14 protein-coding genes are annotated in these 14206 nt (G+C 55.7%); 5 read left to right on the forward strand and 9 right to left on the reverse strand.

Annotated features, from left to right (window positions below; genetic code table 11):
- Positions 1-366: 366 nt before the first annotated feature.
- From prmA to acuI, 9 genes are all read right to left on the reverse strand, one after another.
- Positions 367-1248: a 50S ribosomal protein L11 methyltransferase gene (gene prmA / locus OC597_RS09590; protein WP_261257891.1), complete on the reverse strand. Its 882-nt coding sequence runs from the start codon at positions 1246-1248 to the stop codon at positions 367-369.
- Positions 1249-1260: 12 nt separating this feature from the next.
- Positions 1261-2706, reverse strand: coding sequence for a sodium/pantothenate symporter (gene panF / locus OC597_RS09595; protein ID WP_261257889.1), 1446 nt, complete (start codon positions 2704-2706; stop codon positions 1261-1263).
- Positions 2696-2938, reverse strand: a complete 243-nt coding sequence (locus tag OC597_RS09600) for a YhdT family protein (protein WP_112347145.1) — start codon at positions 2936-2938, stop codon at positions 2696-2698. Before OC597_RS09600 ends, panF begins: the two co-directional genes overlap by 11 nt.
- A gap of 140 nt (positions 2939-3078) precedes the next feature.
- On the reverse strand, positions 3079-4428 hold the full coding sequence (accC, locus tag OC597_RS09605) for an acetyl-CoA carboxylase biotin carboxylase subunit (RefSeq protein ID WP_012147113.1): 1350 nt from the start codon (positions 4426-4428) through the stop codon (positions 3079-3081).
- 10 nt (positions 4429-4438) lie between these two features.
- Positions 4439-4903, reverse strand: coding sequence for an acetyl-CoA carboxylase biotin carboxyl carrier protein (accB, locus tag OC597_RS09610; protein ID WP_261285391.1), 465 nt, complete (start codon positions 4901-4903; stop codon positions 4439-4441).
- Between the two features lie 32 nt (positions 4904-4935).
- Positions 4936-5388, reverse strand: coding sequence for a type II 3-dehydroquinate dehydratase (aroQ, locus tag OC597_RS09615; protein WP_020832079.1), 453 nt, complete (start codon positions 5386-5388; stop codon positions 4936-4938).
- Between the two features lie 241 nt (positions 5389-5629).
- The gene (gene msrQ, locus OC597_RS09620) at positions 5630-6229 is read right to left on the reverse strand and encodes a protein-methionine-sulfoxide reductase heme-binding subunit MsrQ (protein ID WP_099065506.1); all 600 of its coding nucleotides are present in this window, start codon (positions 6227-6229) and stop codon (positions 5630-5632) included.
- Positions 6230-7231, reverse strand: a complete 1002-nt coding sequence (gene msrP, locus OC597_RS09625) for a protein-methionine-sulfoxide reductase catalytic subunit MsrP (RefSeq protein ID WP_261257879.1) — start codon at positions 7229-7231, stop codon at positions 6230-6232.
- A gap of 123 nt (positions 7232-7354) precedes the next feature.
- A complete protein-coding gene (acuI, locus tag OC597_RS09630) occupies positions 7355-8332 on the reverse strand; it encodes an acrylyl-CoA reductase (NADPH) (RefSeq protein ID WP_261257877.1) in 978 nt (325 codons plus the stop codon).
- Between the two features lie 286 nt (positions 8333-8618).
- On the opposite strand from acuI, the gene csrD reads away from it, so the two are divergent.
- From csrD to OC597_RS09655, 5 genes are all read left to right on the forward strand, one after another.
- The gene (gene csrD, locus OC597_RS09635; RefSeq protein ID WP_261257875.1) at positions 8619-10550 is read left to right on the forward strand and encodes an RNase E specificity factor CsrD; all 1932 of its coding nucleotides are present in this window, start codon (positions 8619-8621) and stop codon (positions 10548-10550) included.
- Positions 10551-10962: 412 nt separating this feature from the next.
- Entirely contained in the window at positions 10963-12006 is a 1044-nt protein-coding gene (mreB, locus tag OC597_RS09640; protein ID WP_012147106.1) for a rod shape-determining protein MreB, read from the forward strand.
- Positions 12007-12100: 94 nt separating this feature from the next.
- The gene (mreC, locus tag OC597_RS09645; protein ID WP_261285387.1) at positions 12101-13105 is read left to right on the forward strand and encodes a rod shape-determining protein MreC; all 1005 of its coding nucleotides are present in this window, start codon (positions 12101-12103) and stop codon (positions 13103-13105) included.
- Positions 13102-13590, forward strand: coding sequence for a rod shape-determining protein MreD (gene mreD / locus OC597_RS09650; RefSeq protein ID WP_012147104.1), 489 nt, complete (start codon positions 13102-13104; stop codon positions 13588-13590). The genes mreC and mreD overlap by 4 nt, the downstream gene beginning before the upstream one ends.
- A 10-nt stretch (positions 13591-13600) precedes the next feature.
- On the forward strand, positions 13601-14185 hold the full coding sequence (locus OC597_RS09655) for a Maf family protein (RefSeq protein ID WP_207977309.1): 585 nt from the start codon (positions 13601-13603) through the stop codon (positions 14183-14185).
- The last annotated feature ends 21 nt before the right edge of the window (positions 14186-14206 follow it).

Raw genomic sequence — 14206 nt, forward strand, 5'->3', positions numbered from 1 at the left:
GGATCTATAAAAATATTATATATATTTAACAATGAGTTGACGAAATATGGTTAATTTGCGTGCAATAAAATATTCCCCATACAACAGAATTTTATCTGTAATGAGTATCGATTCAGCTGGATATAGGCAGTATTTCAGGGCATTTATCAGGGTATTCCGTTGAGAATAGGCACAATTACGCTGAAATTGCGTGGTGAGGTTTTCGGTTAGCAACGGCTTTGTTCACCATCGACCATCAGACCGACGGTGAAGTTATCCCGATAGCCTTACTTGATGATGGCATGAGCGCTTCGCAATAACTCCAAATCAAAAAAACCACCGTAACCTGTTAAGTTATCGGTGGTTTTTATCAAAGCAAAAATGGAATTAGTTACGTTGGCCGGTAATACGGCACCATTCTTCGCGTTCTGCGACCGGATCGAGCGTGAATTTATCTTCATAGGCTTGCGCCACGCTCGCGGCCTGGGTCGCCAGCACGCCGGACAGGCCCAGATAGCCGCCGGACTTCGGCAGGCAACCGATCAGCGGTGCCAGCTCACGCAATGGGCCGGCCAGGATGTTGGCGACCACCACGTCGGCCAGCAGATCGTCAGGCTGGTCTTTTGGCAGATACAGCTCCAGACGTTCTGAAACGCCGTTACGCTGCGCGTTGTCGCGGCTGGCCTGAATGGCCTGAGGATCGATATCGATGCCGATAGCGCGTGCTGCACCGAGCTTCAGTGCGGCAATTGCCAGGATGCCGGAACCGCAGCCGAAGTCGATAATGGTTTTACCGGCCAGATCGAGGCCGTCCAGCCACTGCAGACACAGCGCTGTCGTCGGGTGGGTGCCGGTACCAAACGCCAGGCCCGGGTCGAGCATCACGTTGACTGCGGTTGGGTCGGGCACGTCACGCCAGCTTGGGCAGATCCACAGACGCTCGCCGAAGCGCATCGGGTGGAAGTTATCCATCCACTCACGTTCCCAGTCTTTGTCTTCCAGCTGTTCGATCTTGTGGCGGAAACCGGCGCCCAGCAGCGGATGCTGTTCCAGCATGGCCACTACTTCAGCCATATCGGTTTCGGCGTCGTACAGGCCGATCACATCGGTATCGCCCCATAGCAGGGTTTCGCCTGGCAGCGGTTCGAACACCGGATTGTCGTGGGTGTCCTGAAAGGTCACCGAGACCGCGCCGCTTTCAACCAGTGCGTCGCTCAGGTCTTCTGCCTGGCTGCCGGTGGTGTTCAGTTTGAGTTGGATCCAAGGCATAGCAATTCTCTTTTAAGAGGGTAATGATGACGCCGTCCGACGTTTTTCGCCGACGACGTTACCGATATAAAATGCCAACAGGCCAAACAGCAGTGAAGGCACGATAGGGTGCAACCCCGCCAACTGCAGCTTGAAGCTGGCCAATAGCGTATAGCATACCGCACCCGTCACCATTGAGCTAAGTGCTCCCTGCGCGTTGGCGCGTTCCCAGTACAGGCCCAGCACCAGTGGCCACAGGAACACCGCTTCCAGGCCGCCAAACGCCAGCAGATTCAGCCAGATGATCATTTCCGGTGGTCGCCAGGCCGCCAGTAACACCAGCAAGCCAAGGATCAGCGTGGTCAGGCTGGAGAAGCGTTTGATCAGGCGTTCGTTCTGCATTTGCTGCGGCCGTACGCCAAGGTAGAGATCTTTAATAATAGTGGCGGATGATTGCAGTAGTTGGGCGTTAATGGTCGACATGATTGCCGCCATCGGCGCAGCCAGGAAGATACCGGCGGCATACGGCGGCAGCACGGTGATCATCAGCGTTGGGATCACCTGATCGGGGATCTTCAGATCCGGCAGTACCGCACGGCCCAGCGCGCCGGCCAAATGCATGCCGAACATCAGTACCGCCACCACCATGGTGCCGAGGATGATGCCGCGATGTACCGCCTTGCTGTCTTTGTAGGAGATGCAGCGCACCGCCGTATGCGGCAGGCCAATCACGCCAAAGCACACCAGGATCCAAAACGATGCCATAAACGGCAGGCTGAGGATCTGTTCGCCACCCTGTGGTGACACCAGCGCTGGGTCAATCTGCTGGAGTTTGTCCACTGCGCTGTGCAGGCCACCGGCGGCGTGGATCACCGCAATCAGTAACAGCACGGTGCCGATCAACATTACCAGGCCCTGCATGGCGTCGTTCAGCACGCTGGCACGGAAGCCGCCAAAGGCGGTATACAGCGCAATGCTGATGCCAAAGATCAGCAGGCCGGTGTCGTAAGGGATACCGGCGGCGGTTTCCAGCAGGCGTGCGCCGCCGATAAACTGCACCGTCATGGCCCCCAGGAACGCCACCAGCAGGCTAAGACTCGCCAGCCAGACCAACAGACGGCTTTGGTAACGGCCGTACAGCATGTCGTTCAGGGTGATGGCGTTGTAGCGGCGCGCCAGAATAGCGAATTTCTTGCCCAGTACGCCGAGCGACAACCACACCGCCGGCAGTTGGATCATCGCCAATAACACCCAACCCAGGCCGTATTTATAGGCGGCACCGGGGCCCCCGATAAACGAACTGGCACTGATATAAGTGGCGGTCAGCGTCATGGCCAGCACGAAACCGCCCATCGAGCGGCTGCCGAGGAAGTATTCACTGAGGAAGTTTCCAGTCTGGCGTCGGCTGTAGGCGTAAATCGACAGCCCGAACACCAGCACCAGATAGCCGACCAGTGGCAGAATGACTTCAGTTTGCATCGCCGTCCTCCAGCGAAATATCACGGAATACGCCGCGCACCATCAGCCAGCACAGGCCGATAAACAACAGCGGGACCAGCAAACAGGCCATTTCAAACCAGTGTGGCAGGCCGGTAATACCGGATTCACTGTCCGGCAGATAGGCCGCCAGCGACCAGGCCAGCAGGTACAGCAGCGTCAGACCGAGCGCCCATCGTGCTTCGCGGTGGGCTTGAATAAAGCGTGTTTCCATCAGTGTTCCCCATAGGTTTACGGTGATGGTTTTGCCAAAGGTAAGGAATTCTACGGCAAGGCCGGCTTTTGCCAAGCCGTTACAAAAGAAAAAGGCCGGTGATTAACCGGCCTTCTGTCAGGCGATGCGAATAGCCTGCCTTAGGTTTCCTGCAGACCGAGCTTCTTCTCCAGATAGTGGATGTTGGTGCCACCGTGCTGGAAGTTTTCGTCGCTCATGATCCGCTGCTGCAGTTCAACGTTGGTTTTGATGCCATCGATGATCAGTTCAGCCAGGGCGTTCTTCATGCGGGCAATCGCCACGTCACGGTTTTCACCGTAAGTGATCAGTTTGCCGATCATGGAATCATAGTACGGCGGTACGGTATAACCGGCGTAAATATGAGATTCCCAACGCACGCCGAAACCGCCTGGTGCATGGAAACGGGTGATCTTGCCTGGGCTTGGCAGGAAGGTGTTCGGGTCTTCGGCGTTGATACGGCATTCCACCGCGTGGCCGTGAACCTTCACTTCATCCTGTTTGATCGACAGCGGTTGACCGGCAGCGATACGCAGCTGCTCTTTGATCAGATCCACGCCGGTGATCATTTCGGTAACTGGGTGTTCAACCTGAATACGGGTGTTCATTTCGATGAAATAGAACTCGCCGTTTTCGTACAGGAACTCGAAAGTCCCCGCGCCGCGGTAACCGATCTCAACACAGGCTTTCGAGCAGCGCTCGCCGATGTAACGGCGCATTTCGCTGGTGATGCCTGGCGCTGGGGCCTCTTCAACCACTTTCTGGTGGCGGCGCTGCATGGAGCAGTCACGTTCGGCCAGATAGATGGCGTTACCCTGACCGTCGGCCAAAATCTGAATTTCGATATGGCGTGGGTTTTCCAGGTATTTTTCCATGTAAACCATGTCATTGTTGAAAGCCGCTTTGGCTTCCGCTTTGGTCATGGAAATGGATTGCTCGAGGTCTTTGTCGCTGCGCACAACGCGCATGCCACGGCCGCCGCCGCCGCCAGATGCCTTGATGATCACCGGGTAGCCGATGCGCTTGGCGAAGGCACGGTTTTTATCCATGTCGTCGGTCAGCGGGCCGTCGGAACCAGGTACGCAAGGCACGCCAGCTTTCTTCATGGCGTTGATGGCAGAAACCTTGTCGCCCATCAGGCGGATGGTTTCGGCTTTCGGGCCAATGAAGATAAAGCCGGAGCGTTCGATCTGCTCGGCGAAGTCAGCATTCTCAGACAAGAAGCCGTAGCCCGGGTGGATCGCCACTGCGCCGGTGATTTCCGCCGCAGAGATGATAGCCGGGATATTCAGATAGCTTTTTACCGATGGCGCAGGACCGATACACACGGTCTCGTCAGCCAGCAGTACGTGTTTCAGATCGCGATCGGCTGTGGAGTGCACGGCAACGGTTTTGATGCCCAGCTCTTTACAAGCACGCAGGATACGAAGCGCGATCTCGCCACGGTTGGCGATAACAATTTTATCAAGCATGTTCGCCTCGTTATTCGATGACGACCAGTGGCTCGTCAAATTCTACCGGTTGGCCGTTCTCTACCAGGATGGCTTTCACCACGCCGGATTTATCCGCTTCGATCTGGTTCATCATTTTCATGGCTTCAACGATGCACAGCGTGTCGCCGGCATTCACTTTCTGGCCAATTTCGATGAAGGATTTCGCATCCGGGCTTGGCGTGCGGTAGAAAGTCCCGACCATTGGAGAACGGACGATGTGGCCACTCATGGCCGCTGGTGCTGCAGGGGCTTCAGCTGGCGCGGCAGCCACGGCGGTAGCCAGAGCTGGCTGCGGCTGTGCCGGCATTGCGTATGCCTGCGGCATCATTGGGTAAGCCTGTACCGGAGCGGCACGGCTGATGCGAACCGACTCTTCGCCTTCAGAGATTTCCAGTTCAGAAATACCTGATTCTTCAACCAGTTCGATCAGTTTCTTGATTTTACGAATATCCATGAGTGTGATTCCGTACTCTTTTTGCGTAGCAATTAGTGGGTTTTCGACAGACGGTTAACCGCTGCCTGTAAAGCAAATGTGTAGCCATCCGCGCCGAGGCCGCAAATCACACCCACCGCAATATCGGAAAGGTAGGAGTGATGGCGGAAAGGCTCGCGGGCATGCACGTTGGACAGGTGGATCTCGATAAACGGGATCTGCACCGCCAGCAATGCATCGCGCAGCGCCACGCTGGTATGCGTGAACGCGGCAGGGTTGATCAGAATAAAATCTGTATTGCCGCGCGCCTGGTGTATGCGGTCGATGAGCGCATGCTCGGCGTTAGACTGCAGATGGCTCAGGGTAATATCCAGTGCGGATGCCTGGTTTTCCAATCCGTTAACAATCTCTGTTAGCGTCGTGCTACCGTATTTCTCCGGTTCACGCGTCCCCAGCAGATTCAGATTGGGGCCGTTCAGAAGCAAAATGTGAAACTTATCCGCCATTGTGCTGGTATCTCCGGCAATAAAACCATCATCGTAGAAAATAACCCGATGTCACCGATTTGTCACCTGTTAAGGGGAAAATTCACCCTGAGAACAGGAACAAGGTCGGGCATTATAACGATATCGTAGCAATTCGCAGCTAAATACTGGTCTTATCAGCGAAGATATTCAACCCTAAACCCGCAAACTGGCCAGGCTGTTATCGCATTATGAGGGGTAGAACACAGAAAAGTTCCGCCTGTTAACGCCACCAATTGCGGAATTTCTTGTATCTCAGTGCCAGCAGCACGACGGCCAGCAGGGCATAAATGAAGGGCTGTGGCGAAAAGGTTTTGACCGACCACAGGTAATGAATCGGTGCCAGGATCGCCACCAGATACACCAAATTATGCAGCGTTTGCCATTTGGCACCCAGTTTGCGCATCGCCCACAGCGTCGAGGTCGCGGCCAGCGCCAGCAGGATTAGCCAACTGATAATGCCGAGCGTCAGGTAAGGGCGGGTAACCAGTTCGCGCCCCAGTAGGCCGATATTGCTCAGCCCCAATTCCAGCGTCGAATAGCTTATCAGATGCAGCGTGGCCCAGGCAAAACACCAGAGCCCCACCAGGCGACGGCAACGAATCAGCAGTGGTTGGCGGGTATAGCGTGCCAGCGGGGCGATCATTAAGGTTGCCAGCAACAGCTTCAGCGTCATTCTGCCGGTAAAGTGCTGAATATCCTTGGCCGGATCGGCGCTAAACCAACCCTGATCCACCGACAGTACCAGCCAGAGAAAAGGCAAAAATGCCGCCAGATAAATGGCGACCTTGATCCATTTGATATGGGTTGGAGTCAAACGCACTTAGAAATTCTCCCGCAGATCCAGGCCGCGATACAGTGAGGCCACCTGTTCGGCATAGCCGTTAAACAGCAGTGTTGGCTGGCGTTTAACATCCAGAATGCCGCCGGAGCCGATAAAGCGCTCGGTGGCCTGCGACCAGCGTGGATGATCGACGTGCGGGTTCACATTGGCATAGAAACCGTATTCATTAGGCGCAGACTGATTCCAGGTGGTCGGCGGCTGATCGCGCACCAGAGTGATATGGACGATCGACTTGATGCCTTTAAAACCGTATTTCCATGGGGTGATCAAGCGCAGCGGCGCACCATTCTGCGGCGGCAGCGTTTTGCCGTACACGCCGACGGTCAGCAGCGCCAGCGGGTTCATCGCCTCATCGAGACGCAGCCCTTCGACATAGGGATACTTCAGCCCGCCGCCGATAAAACGGTCTTTCTGGCCCGGCATCTGTTCTGGATCGTACAGCGTCTGGAAGGCGACGTAGCGCGCGTTGCTGTTCGGCTCCGCCAGCTTGATCAGCTTACCCAATTCAAAGCCAATCCACGGTACCACCATCGACCAGGCTTCGACGCAACGCATGCGGTAAATGCGCTGTTCCAGCGGGAAGCGCTTGATTAAGTCATCGATATCCAGCGTGATCGGTTTGGCGACTTCGCCGTCGATCCGCACCTGCCAGCCTTCGGTTTTCAAACCGCCGGCATTGGCCGCCGGATCGGCCTTATCCAGACCGAATTCGTAGAAGTTGTTGTAGCCGGTGACCTTATCTTCCGGCGTCAAAGCCAGTTGGGCCTGCCATGCGGCCGGCTTGCTGAATTCCAGCGGTTTGCCTGGCGGTGCCTTGGGCCGATCGTGGCCTTTAAACCATGACAGCAAATCGGCCTGTGCGTTAAGCGGCAGGGCCAGTGACGCGGCGGTGATGCCTAATGCCTGCAACACTTTTCGCCGTTGATAAAACACGCTCTCTGGCGTGACATCGGCCTCAGTTAATTTAGGTTGTTTGCTCATGCTGTTTTTCTCCGCGTATATGGAATAAGCATGGCGTGAAACCAGGCCTTATGCGAGAGACAACGGGAAAATATGAAATTTCGCAGACGGGACATGCCCCCCGTTGTTGGGGGGCGTTCAGGCTTAGCGGACTTTCACCAAAGTGCGGCCGGTGACTTTGTTATCCAGCAGCGCGGCAGCGGTGGCCGGTGCCTGTTCCAGCGTGATTTCCTGGGTGGCTTGCTGGTAGAAGCTGTCTGGCAGGATACCGGCCAGGCGTTCCCAGGCGGTTTGACGGCGATGCAGCGGGGTGTGCACCGAGTCCACGCCCTGCAGGCGTACATTGCGCAGAATAAATGGCATCACCGTGGTCGGCAGGTGGTAACCGCCGGCCAGGCCACAGGCAGCGACGGTACCGTTATAGTTCATTTGCGCCAACACTCGCGCCAGCATAGTGTCGCCGACGGTGTCGACTGCACCGGCCCACAGTTGTTTTTCCAGCGGGCGCGGGGCTTCGAGATAACCGCTGCGCGACAGCACTTCTTTGGCGCCGAGCGCTTTCAGATAATCGGTATTGCTTTCGCGGCCGCTGATTGCCGTCACGTGATAGCCCAGCGCAGCCAGAATAGCGATCGCCGTGCTGCCCACGCCACCGCTGGAGCCGGTAACCAAAATGTCGCCGTCATCCGGGTGTACGCCGCCTTCTTCCAGCGCCATCACGCACAGCATGGCGGTAAAACCGGCGGTGCCGAGGATCATCGCCTTGCGTTCATCCAATCCGTTTGGCAGCGGCACCAGCCATTCACCGGAGACCCGGGCCTGTTCCGCCAGGCCGCCCCAATGGTTTTCACCCACGCCCCAGCCGGTAAGCACCACGCTCTGGCCTTCTTTAAAGCGATCGTCGCGGCTCTGGCGCACAGTGCCGGCGAAGTCGATGCCTGGCACCATCGGGAAGTTGCGTACGATTTTGCCTTTACCGGTGATCGCCAACGCGTCTTTATAATTGAGGCTGGACCAGTTGACGTCTACCGTGACGTCGCCGTCGGGCAACAGATCGCTGCTGATATCTTTGACTTGAGCCAGAGTTTGATCGTCTTGTTGTTCCAATAACAGTGCACGCATGTCACTCTTCCTCTCATTAGCCTGTATTCTGAATTTGTCTTTGATTGACTATATGCATATAAGAATTGTATGTCCTGATAAAAGACAAAAAAGGGTGATTGAAGGTTTTCTTCGTTGGCGATGCTTGGTAGCTTGAGCGGCATGAATGACCTGCGAGTCTCGTCAGGGCAAAGCCAGTGACTCATTAAAAAATCAGGGTATTGTGTTGGATTCTTTTGAGCGAATTCGGGGCCTTTATACGACCAAAGGTGAAAATCCACGTAACGATAACGGACAAGGCACAGGGATGCGATTCACCACCAAACTCTCTGCATTGATCACCCTGCTGGTGGCTCTGGCAATGTTTTTGATGCTGATGGGCTGCTCATACAGCTTTTTTTATGTCACTCAGGAACGGCTGGATCGCCGCTTCGATTCGCTGATGACTTCGCTCGATCAGGCGATGCTGCATGAACCACCACAGGAGCAGGAAAAATGGCTCCCTCTGGTGATGCGCCCGCTCGGGATCGTGGCCGTCAGCGTGGATACCAGCCACAGCAATCTCCTCTCTTATAATCTGCCGACGCTAAAACAGCCCTGGGAGTCACTCAATGGCTACCGGCAAGTTTCACGGCCGCTGATGCAGCATCCCGGCGCTGCACTACGTATTACCTATATTGACCCTTTCGCCAGCGACGTACGTTCTTTGCAATCCACCGCGGCCGTCACGCTGTCGATCGTCATCATGGTGGTGATCCTGCTGTTCAGCCTGCGCTGGCTGCGAGAACAGGCCGATGGGGAAGATAGGCTGGAGCGCCGCGCGCGCCGCATTCTTAATGGAGAACGAGAGAGCGTGATGCAGGGCGACGTACGTGAATGGCCGGCGAACGTCAGCGGTGCGCTCGATCGTCTGTTGGCGGATCTGGCGGAAGCACGCGAGGAGCGCAGCCGGGTTGATACGCTGATCCGCGCCTTTGCCGCGCAGGATGCCAAAACCGGGCTGAACAACCGATTGTTCTTTGATAACCAACTGACTACCCAACTGGAAGAGGAAGGTTCGCACGGCATCGTCATGATGGTGCGATTACCCGACTTCGACACGCTGCGGGAAATCCACGGTAACAGTGCGGTACAGGAACTGATGTATTCACTGGTCAATCTGTTGTCGACCTTCGTGATGCGCTATCCGGCGGCGCTGTTGGCGCGCTATTTCCACAGTGATTTCACCGTCCTGTTACCGCACCGCACGTTGAAAGAGGCTGACGGTATCGCCTCACAGTTGGTTCACGCGATTGATGCTCTGCCTTCAACCGCGCTTATTGATCGCGAAGCATTTTTGCATATTGGTATCGTGGCGTACCGCAGCGGGCAAACCACCGAGCAGGTGATTGATTACGCAGAACAGGCCACGCGCCATGCCACGCTGCAGGGGGAAAATGGCTGGTATGTTTACGACAGCCAGGTGCCGGAAAAAGGGCGTGGCAGCGTCAAATGGCGCACCCTGTTGGAGCAGGTGCTGGCGCGGGGTGGCCCGCGGTTGTACCAGAAACCGGCGGTGACGGTAGACGGAGAAGTCCATCACCGTGAGATCATGAGCCGGATTTATGACGGGACCCAGGAACTGCTGCCATCTGAATATATGCCACTGGTACAGCAGTTGGGGTTGGCGGAAAGCTACGATCGTCAGCATCTGAGTCGCATCCTTCCTTTATTAGCACTGTGGCCTGAAGAAACGCTGGCATTTACGCTGTGCGTAGACTCTTTATTGCAGCGTTCTTTCCAGCGCTGGCTGCGGGATAGCCTGCTTCAGTGTGAAAAAAGTCATCGTCGGCGAATTCTGATTGAACTTGCAGAGGCAGACGTGTGTCAACATATCGACCGTTTACGTCCGGTGCTGAGATTACTCTCAGGATTGGGCTGTCGTCTGGTGGTGTCCCAGGCGGGGTTAACCGTGGTGAGTACCTCCTATATCAAGTCCTTACCGGTGGAGCTGGTTAAGCTCCATCCTGGGTTGGTGCGGAGTATTGACCGGCGTGATGAAAATCAGCTGTTCGTTCAGAGCCTGACGGGCGCCTGTGAAGGCACCAGCACTCAGGTTTTTGCCGCCAGCGTGCGGACGCGCAACGAATGGCAGACGCTGAAAGATCGCGGGATCCTCGGTGGGCAGGGCGACTTTTTCGCGTCGCCGGAACCGATAGACGTAGGGCGTAAAAAATATTCGCGTCGTTATCGCGTTTAACCTGAATGCTGGGCAAAAATTGACGTAGAATGAGTGCCAATTCATCTGGGCTATTTTATCTGTCTTTTTGGGATAACCCCCAAACTGCCTGCGACAATGACGCCTATTTGATATAGGCTCTTGTCAGTCCTTTTCTGTTGAGCGTTGGTAGGTACTTACCACCAACGGCAATCAGGGAATATGTTAGATTTTATGAGCTGTGTTACGCCGTTTCGTGCGCTGACAGGGTGGTAAACTGAGCCTTTGTTCAGGGAATTCAGGCCTCATCCAATTTCCGTGCATTCGAGCAGAAACAATACAGACTATTTTTCACCGAAGTAGAACGTTTTTGCGCCTTGTCGCTGCTTCGTGTGGTTGGTAAAGTAGGCGGATTTTATTTTTCGCCCCCAGCTTGCAGGATTATCCTTTAGTTATGTTTAAGAAATTTCGTGGCATGTTTTCCAATGACTTGTCCATCGACTTGGGTACCGCCAATACCCTGATTTATGTTAAAGGGCAAGGCATTGTACTGAACGAACCTTCGGTGGTTGCCATTCGCCAGGATCGTGCCGGTTCACCCAAGAGCGTTGCGGCCGTGGGTCATGAGGCTAAACAAATGCTGGGGCGTACCCCCGGCAATATCGCGGCTATTCGTCCGATGAAAGACGGCGTTATCGCCGACTTCTTCGTGACTGAAAAAATGCTGCAGCACTTTATCAAACAGGTTCACAGCAACAGCTTCATGCGGCCAAGCCCGCGCGTGCTGGTGTGTGTGCCGGTCGGCGCAACTCAGGTTGAACGTCGTGCCATCCGCGAATCCGCCCAAGGGGCCGGTGCGCGTGAAGTGTTTCTGATCGAAGAACCTATGGCTGCGGCAATCGGTGCAGGCCTGCCGGTTTCTGAAGCGACCGGTTCAATGGTGGTGGATATCGGTGGTGGTACTACTGAAGTCGCGGTGATCTCGCTGAACGGTGTGGTCTACTCTTCTTCCGTGCGTATCGGCGGTGACCGTTTCGACGAAGCCATCATTAATTATGTGCGTCGTAACTATGGCTCACTGATTGGTGAAGCGACGGCCGAACGTATCAAACACGGCATCGGTTCCGCTTATCCGGGCGATGAAGTGCATGAAATCGAAGTCCGTGGCCGTAACCTGGCTGAGGGCGTGCCGCGCGGCTTTACCCTGAATTCCAATGAAATCCTCGAAGCGCTGCAGGAGCCGTTGACCGGCATCGTCAGTGCGGTGATGGTGGCGCTGGAACAGTGTCCGCCGGAACTGGCTTCCGACATTTCCGAACGCGGTATGGTGTTGACCGGCGGTGGCGCATTGCTGCGTAACCTGGATCGCCTGCTGATGGAAGAAACCGGTATTCCGGTCGTCGTGGCAGAAGATCCGCTGACCTGCGTAGCTCGCGGCGGCGGCAAGGCGTTGGAAATGATCGACATGCATGGCGGCGATTTGTTCAGCGAAGAATAGTCAGCCCCAGGAAGGAGGAACCGTATCGGATGAATGCGCAAAGCGAAAATCAGGTACGGTTCCTCTTTCTGTTGTCGAGGAACACGCATAATTTATGAAGCCGATTTTTAGCAGGGGGCCTTCCCTGCAACTACGACTTTTTTTGGCAGTGATTGTGGCTATTGGCCTGATCGTTGCCGATAGCCGTCTCGGTACGTTCGTGAAAATACGAAACTACATGGACACGGCCGTCAGCCCTTTCTATTTCCTGGCCAATGGGCCACGCAAAGTTTTGGACAGCGTTTCAGAAACGCTGGCTACCCGCCAACAGCTGGAGCTGGAAAACCGGGCTCTGCGACAGGAACTGCTGCTGAAAAACAGCGATGTTCTTCTTCTTGGCCAATTCAAGCAGGAAAATGCCCGTTTGCGTGAGCTGTTAGGCTCGCCGCTGCGCCAGGACGAACATAAAATGGTCACCCAGGTGATCTCGACCGGTTCCGATCCTTACAGCGATCAGGTGGTGATCGACAAAGGGTCAGACAACGGCGTTTATGAAGGCCAGCCGGTCATCAGTGACAAAGGCGTGGTCGGCCAGGTGGTCGCCGTAGCAAAAGTCACCAGCCGCGTGTTGTTGATCTGTGATGCGTCACACGCACTGCCGATCCAGGTGCTGCGTAACGATATCCGGGTGATCGCTGCAGGCAGCGGTTGTACCGACGATTTACAGCTCGAGCATCTGCCGAACAATACCGATATTCGCGTGGGCGATGTGCTGGTCACCTCCGGCCTGGGTGGTCGCTTCCCGGAAGGTTATCCGGTGGCGGTAGTGTCCTCGGTCAAAGTGGATAACCAGCGTGCCTACACGGTGATCCAGGCACGCCCTACGGCAGGCCTGCAGCGCTTGCGTTACCTGCTGTTGCTGTGGGGCGCAGACCGTAATGGCGATATGCCGTTGCCGCCGGACGAAGTACATCGTGTTGCCAACGAGCGTCTGATGCAGATGATGCCGCAGGTGCTGCCGCCAGCCGATGCCATGGGGCCGCCGTTGCCTCTGCCGGCACCGGCGACCGGCGCTGCTGTGCCGCCAACCGCCGCACCGGCCGCTGGAGTCACCCAATGAATCGCTACCGCAGTAATGGGCGCTGGATAATCTGGCTGTCATTCCTGGTGGCGCTGGTGCTGCAAATTATGCCGTGGCCGGAACAGATCTACATGTTCCGACCTTCCTGGCTGGCATTGATCCTGATCTACTGGGTGATGGCGCTGCCACACCGGGTTAACGTTGGCACCGGCTTCGTGCTGGGGCTGATTATGGATCTGATCCTCGGTTCGACGCTGGGTGTGCGAGCGCTGGCGCTGGGGATCATTGCCTATCTGGTCGCGTTCAAATTCCAACTGTTCCGCAACATGGCCCTCTGGCAACAGGCGCTGATCGTGGTGCTCTTGTCACTGGCGATGGACGTTGTGGTGTTCTGGGCTGAGTTTTTAGTGATCAACGTCTCTTTCCGCCCAGAGGTGTTCTGGAGTAGTGTGGTAAACGGCATTTTGTGGCCGTGGTTATTCCTGCTGATGCGCAAAATCCGCCGTCAGTTCGCCGTACAGTAAGGGTATATCAATGACTTCGCTTTATCTGGCCTCCGGTTCTCCCCGTCGACGTGAATTACTGACCCTGTTGGGCGTAACGTTTGAAATCATCCTGACGGATACCGAAGAACAGCGGCAGGAAGGGGAAGCTGCCGAAGCCTATGTGCGCCGTTTGGCGCAGGATAAGGCCAGAGCAGGCGTGGCACTGGCACCGCAGGATTGTCCGGTGCTGGGTGCCGACACCATTGTAGTACTCAATGGTCGGGTGTTGGAAAAACCTCAAAACGAGGCGCATGCGGCCCAAATGTTGGCGGCGCTGTCGGGTAAACAGCATCAGGTCATGACCGCGGTGGCGATCGCCGATCGCCATGACGTTCTGTGCCAGCTAGTGGTGACAGACGTGACATTCCGCAACCTGTCACAGCAGGATATCTGCGACTATATTGCAACGGGCGAACCGATGGATAAAGCGGGCGCCTACGGAATTCAAGGAAAGGGTGGTTGTTTCGTCAGAACGATAACCGGGAGTTATCACGCGGTGATGGGCTTGCCGTTAGTCGAAACACATGAGCTGCTCAGTCATTTTGTCGCATTACGTGATGTAAGAACCGGTTGATGGGCGCTGCCATTATCGACC

It is taken from the genome of Serratia proteamaculans, assembly GCF_946227095.1.
GTDB classification, from domain to species: Bacteria; Pseudomonadota; Gammaproteobacteria; order Enterobacterales; family Enterobacteriaceae; genus Serratia; species Serratia proteamaculans_E.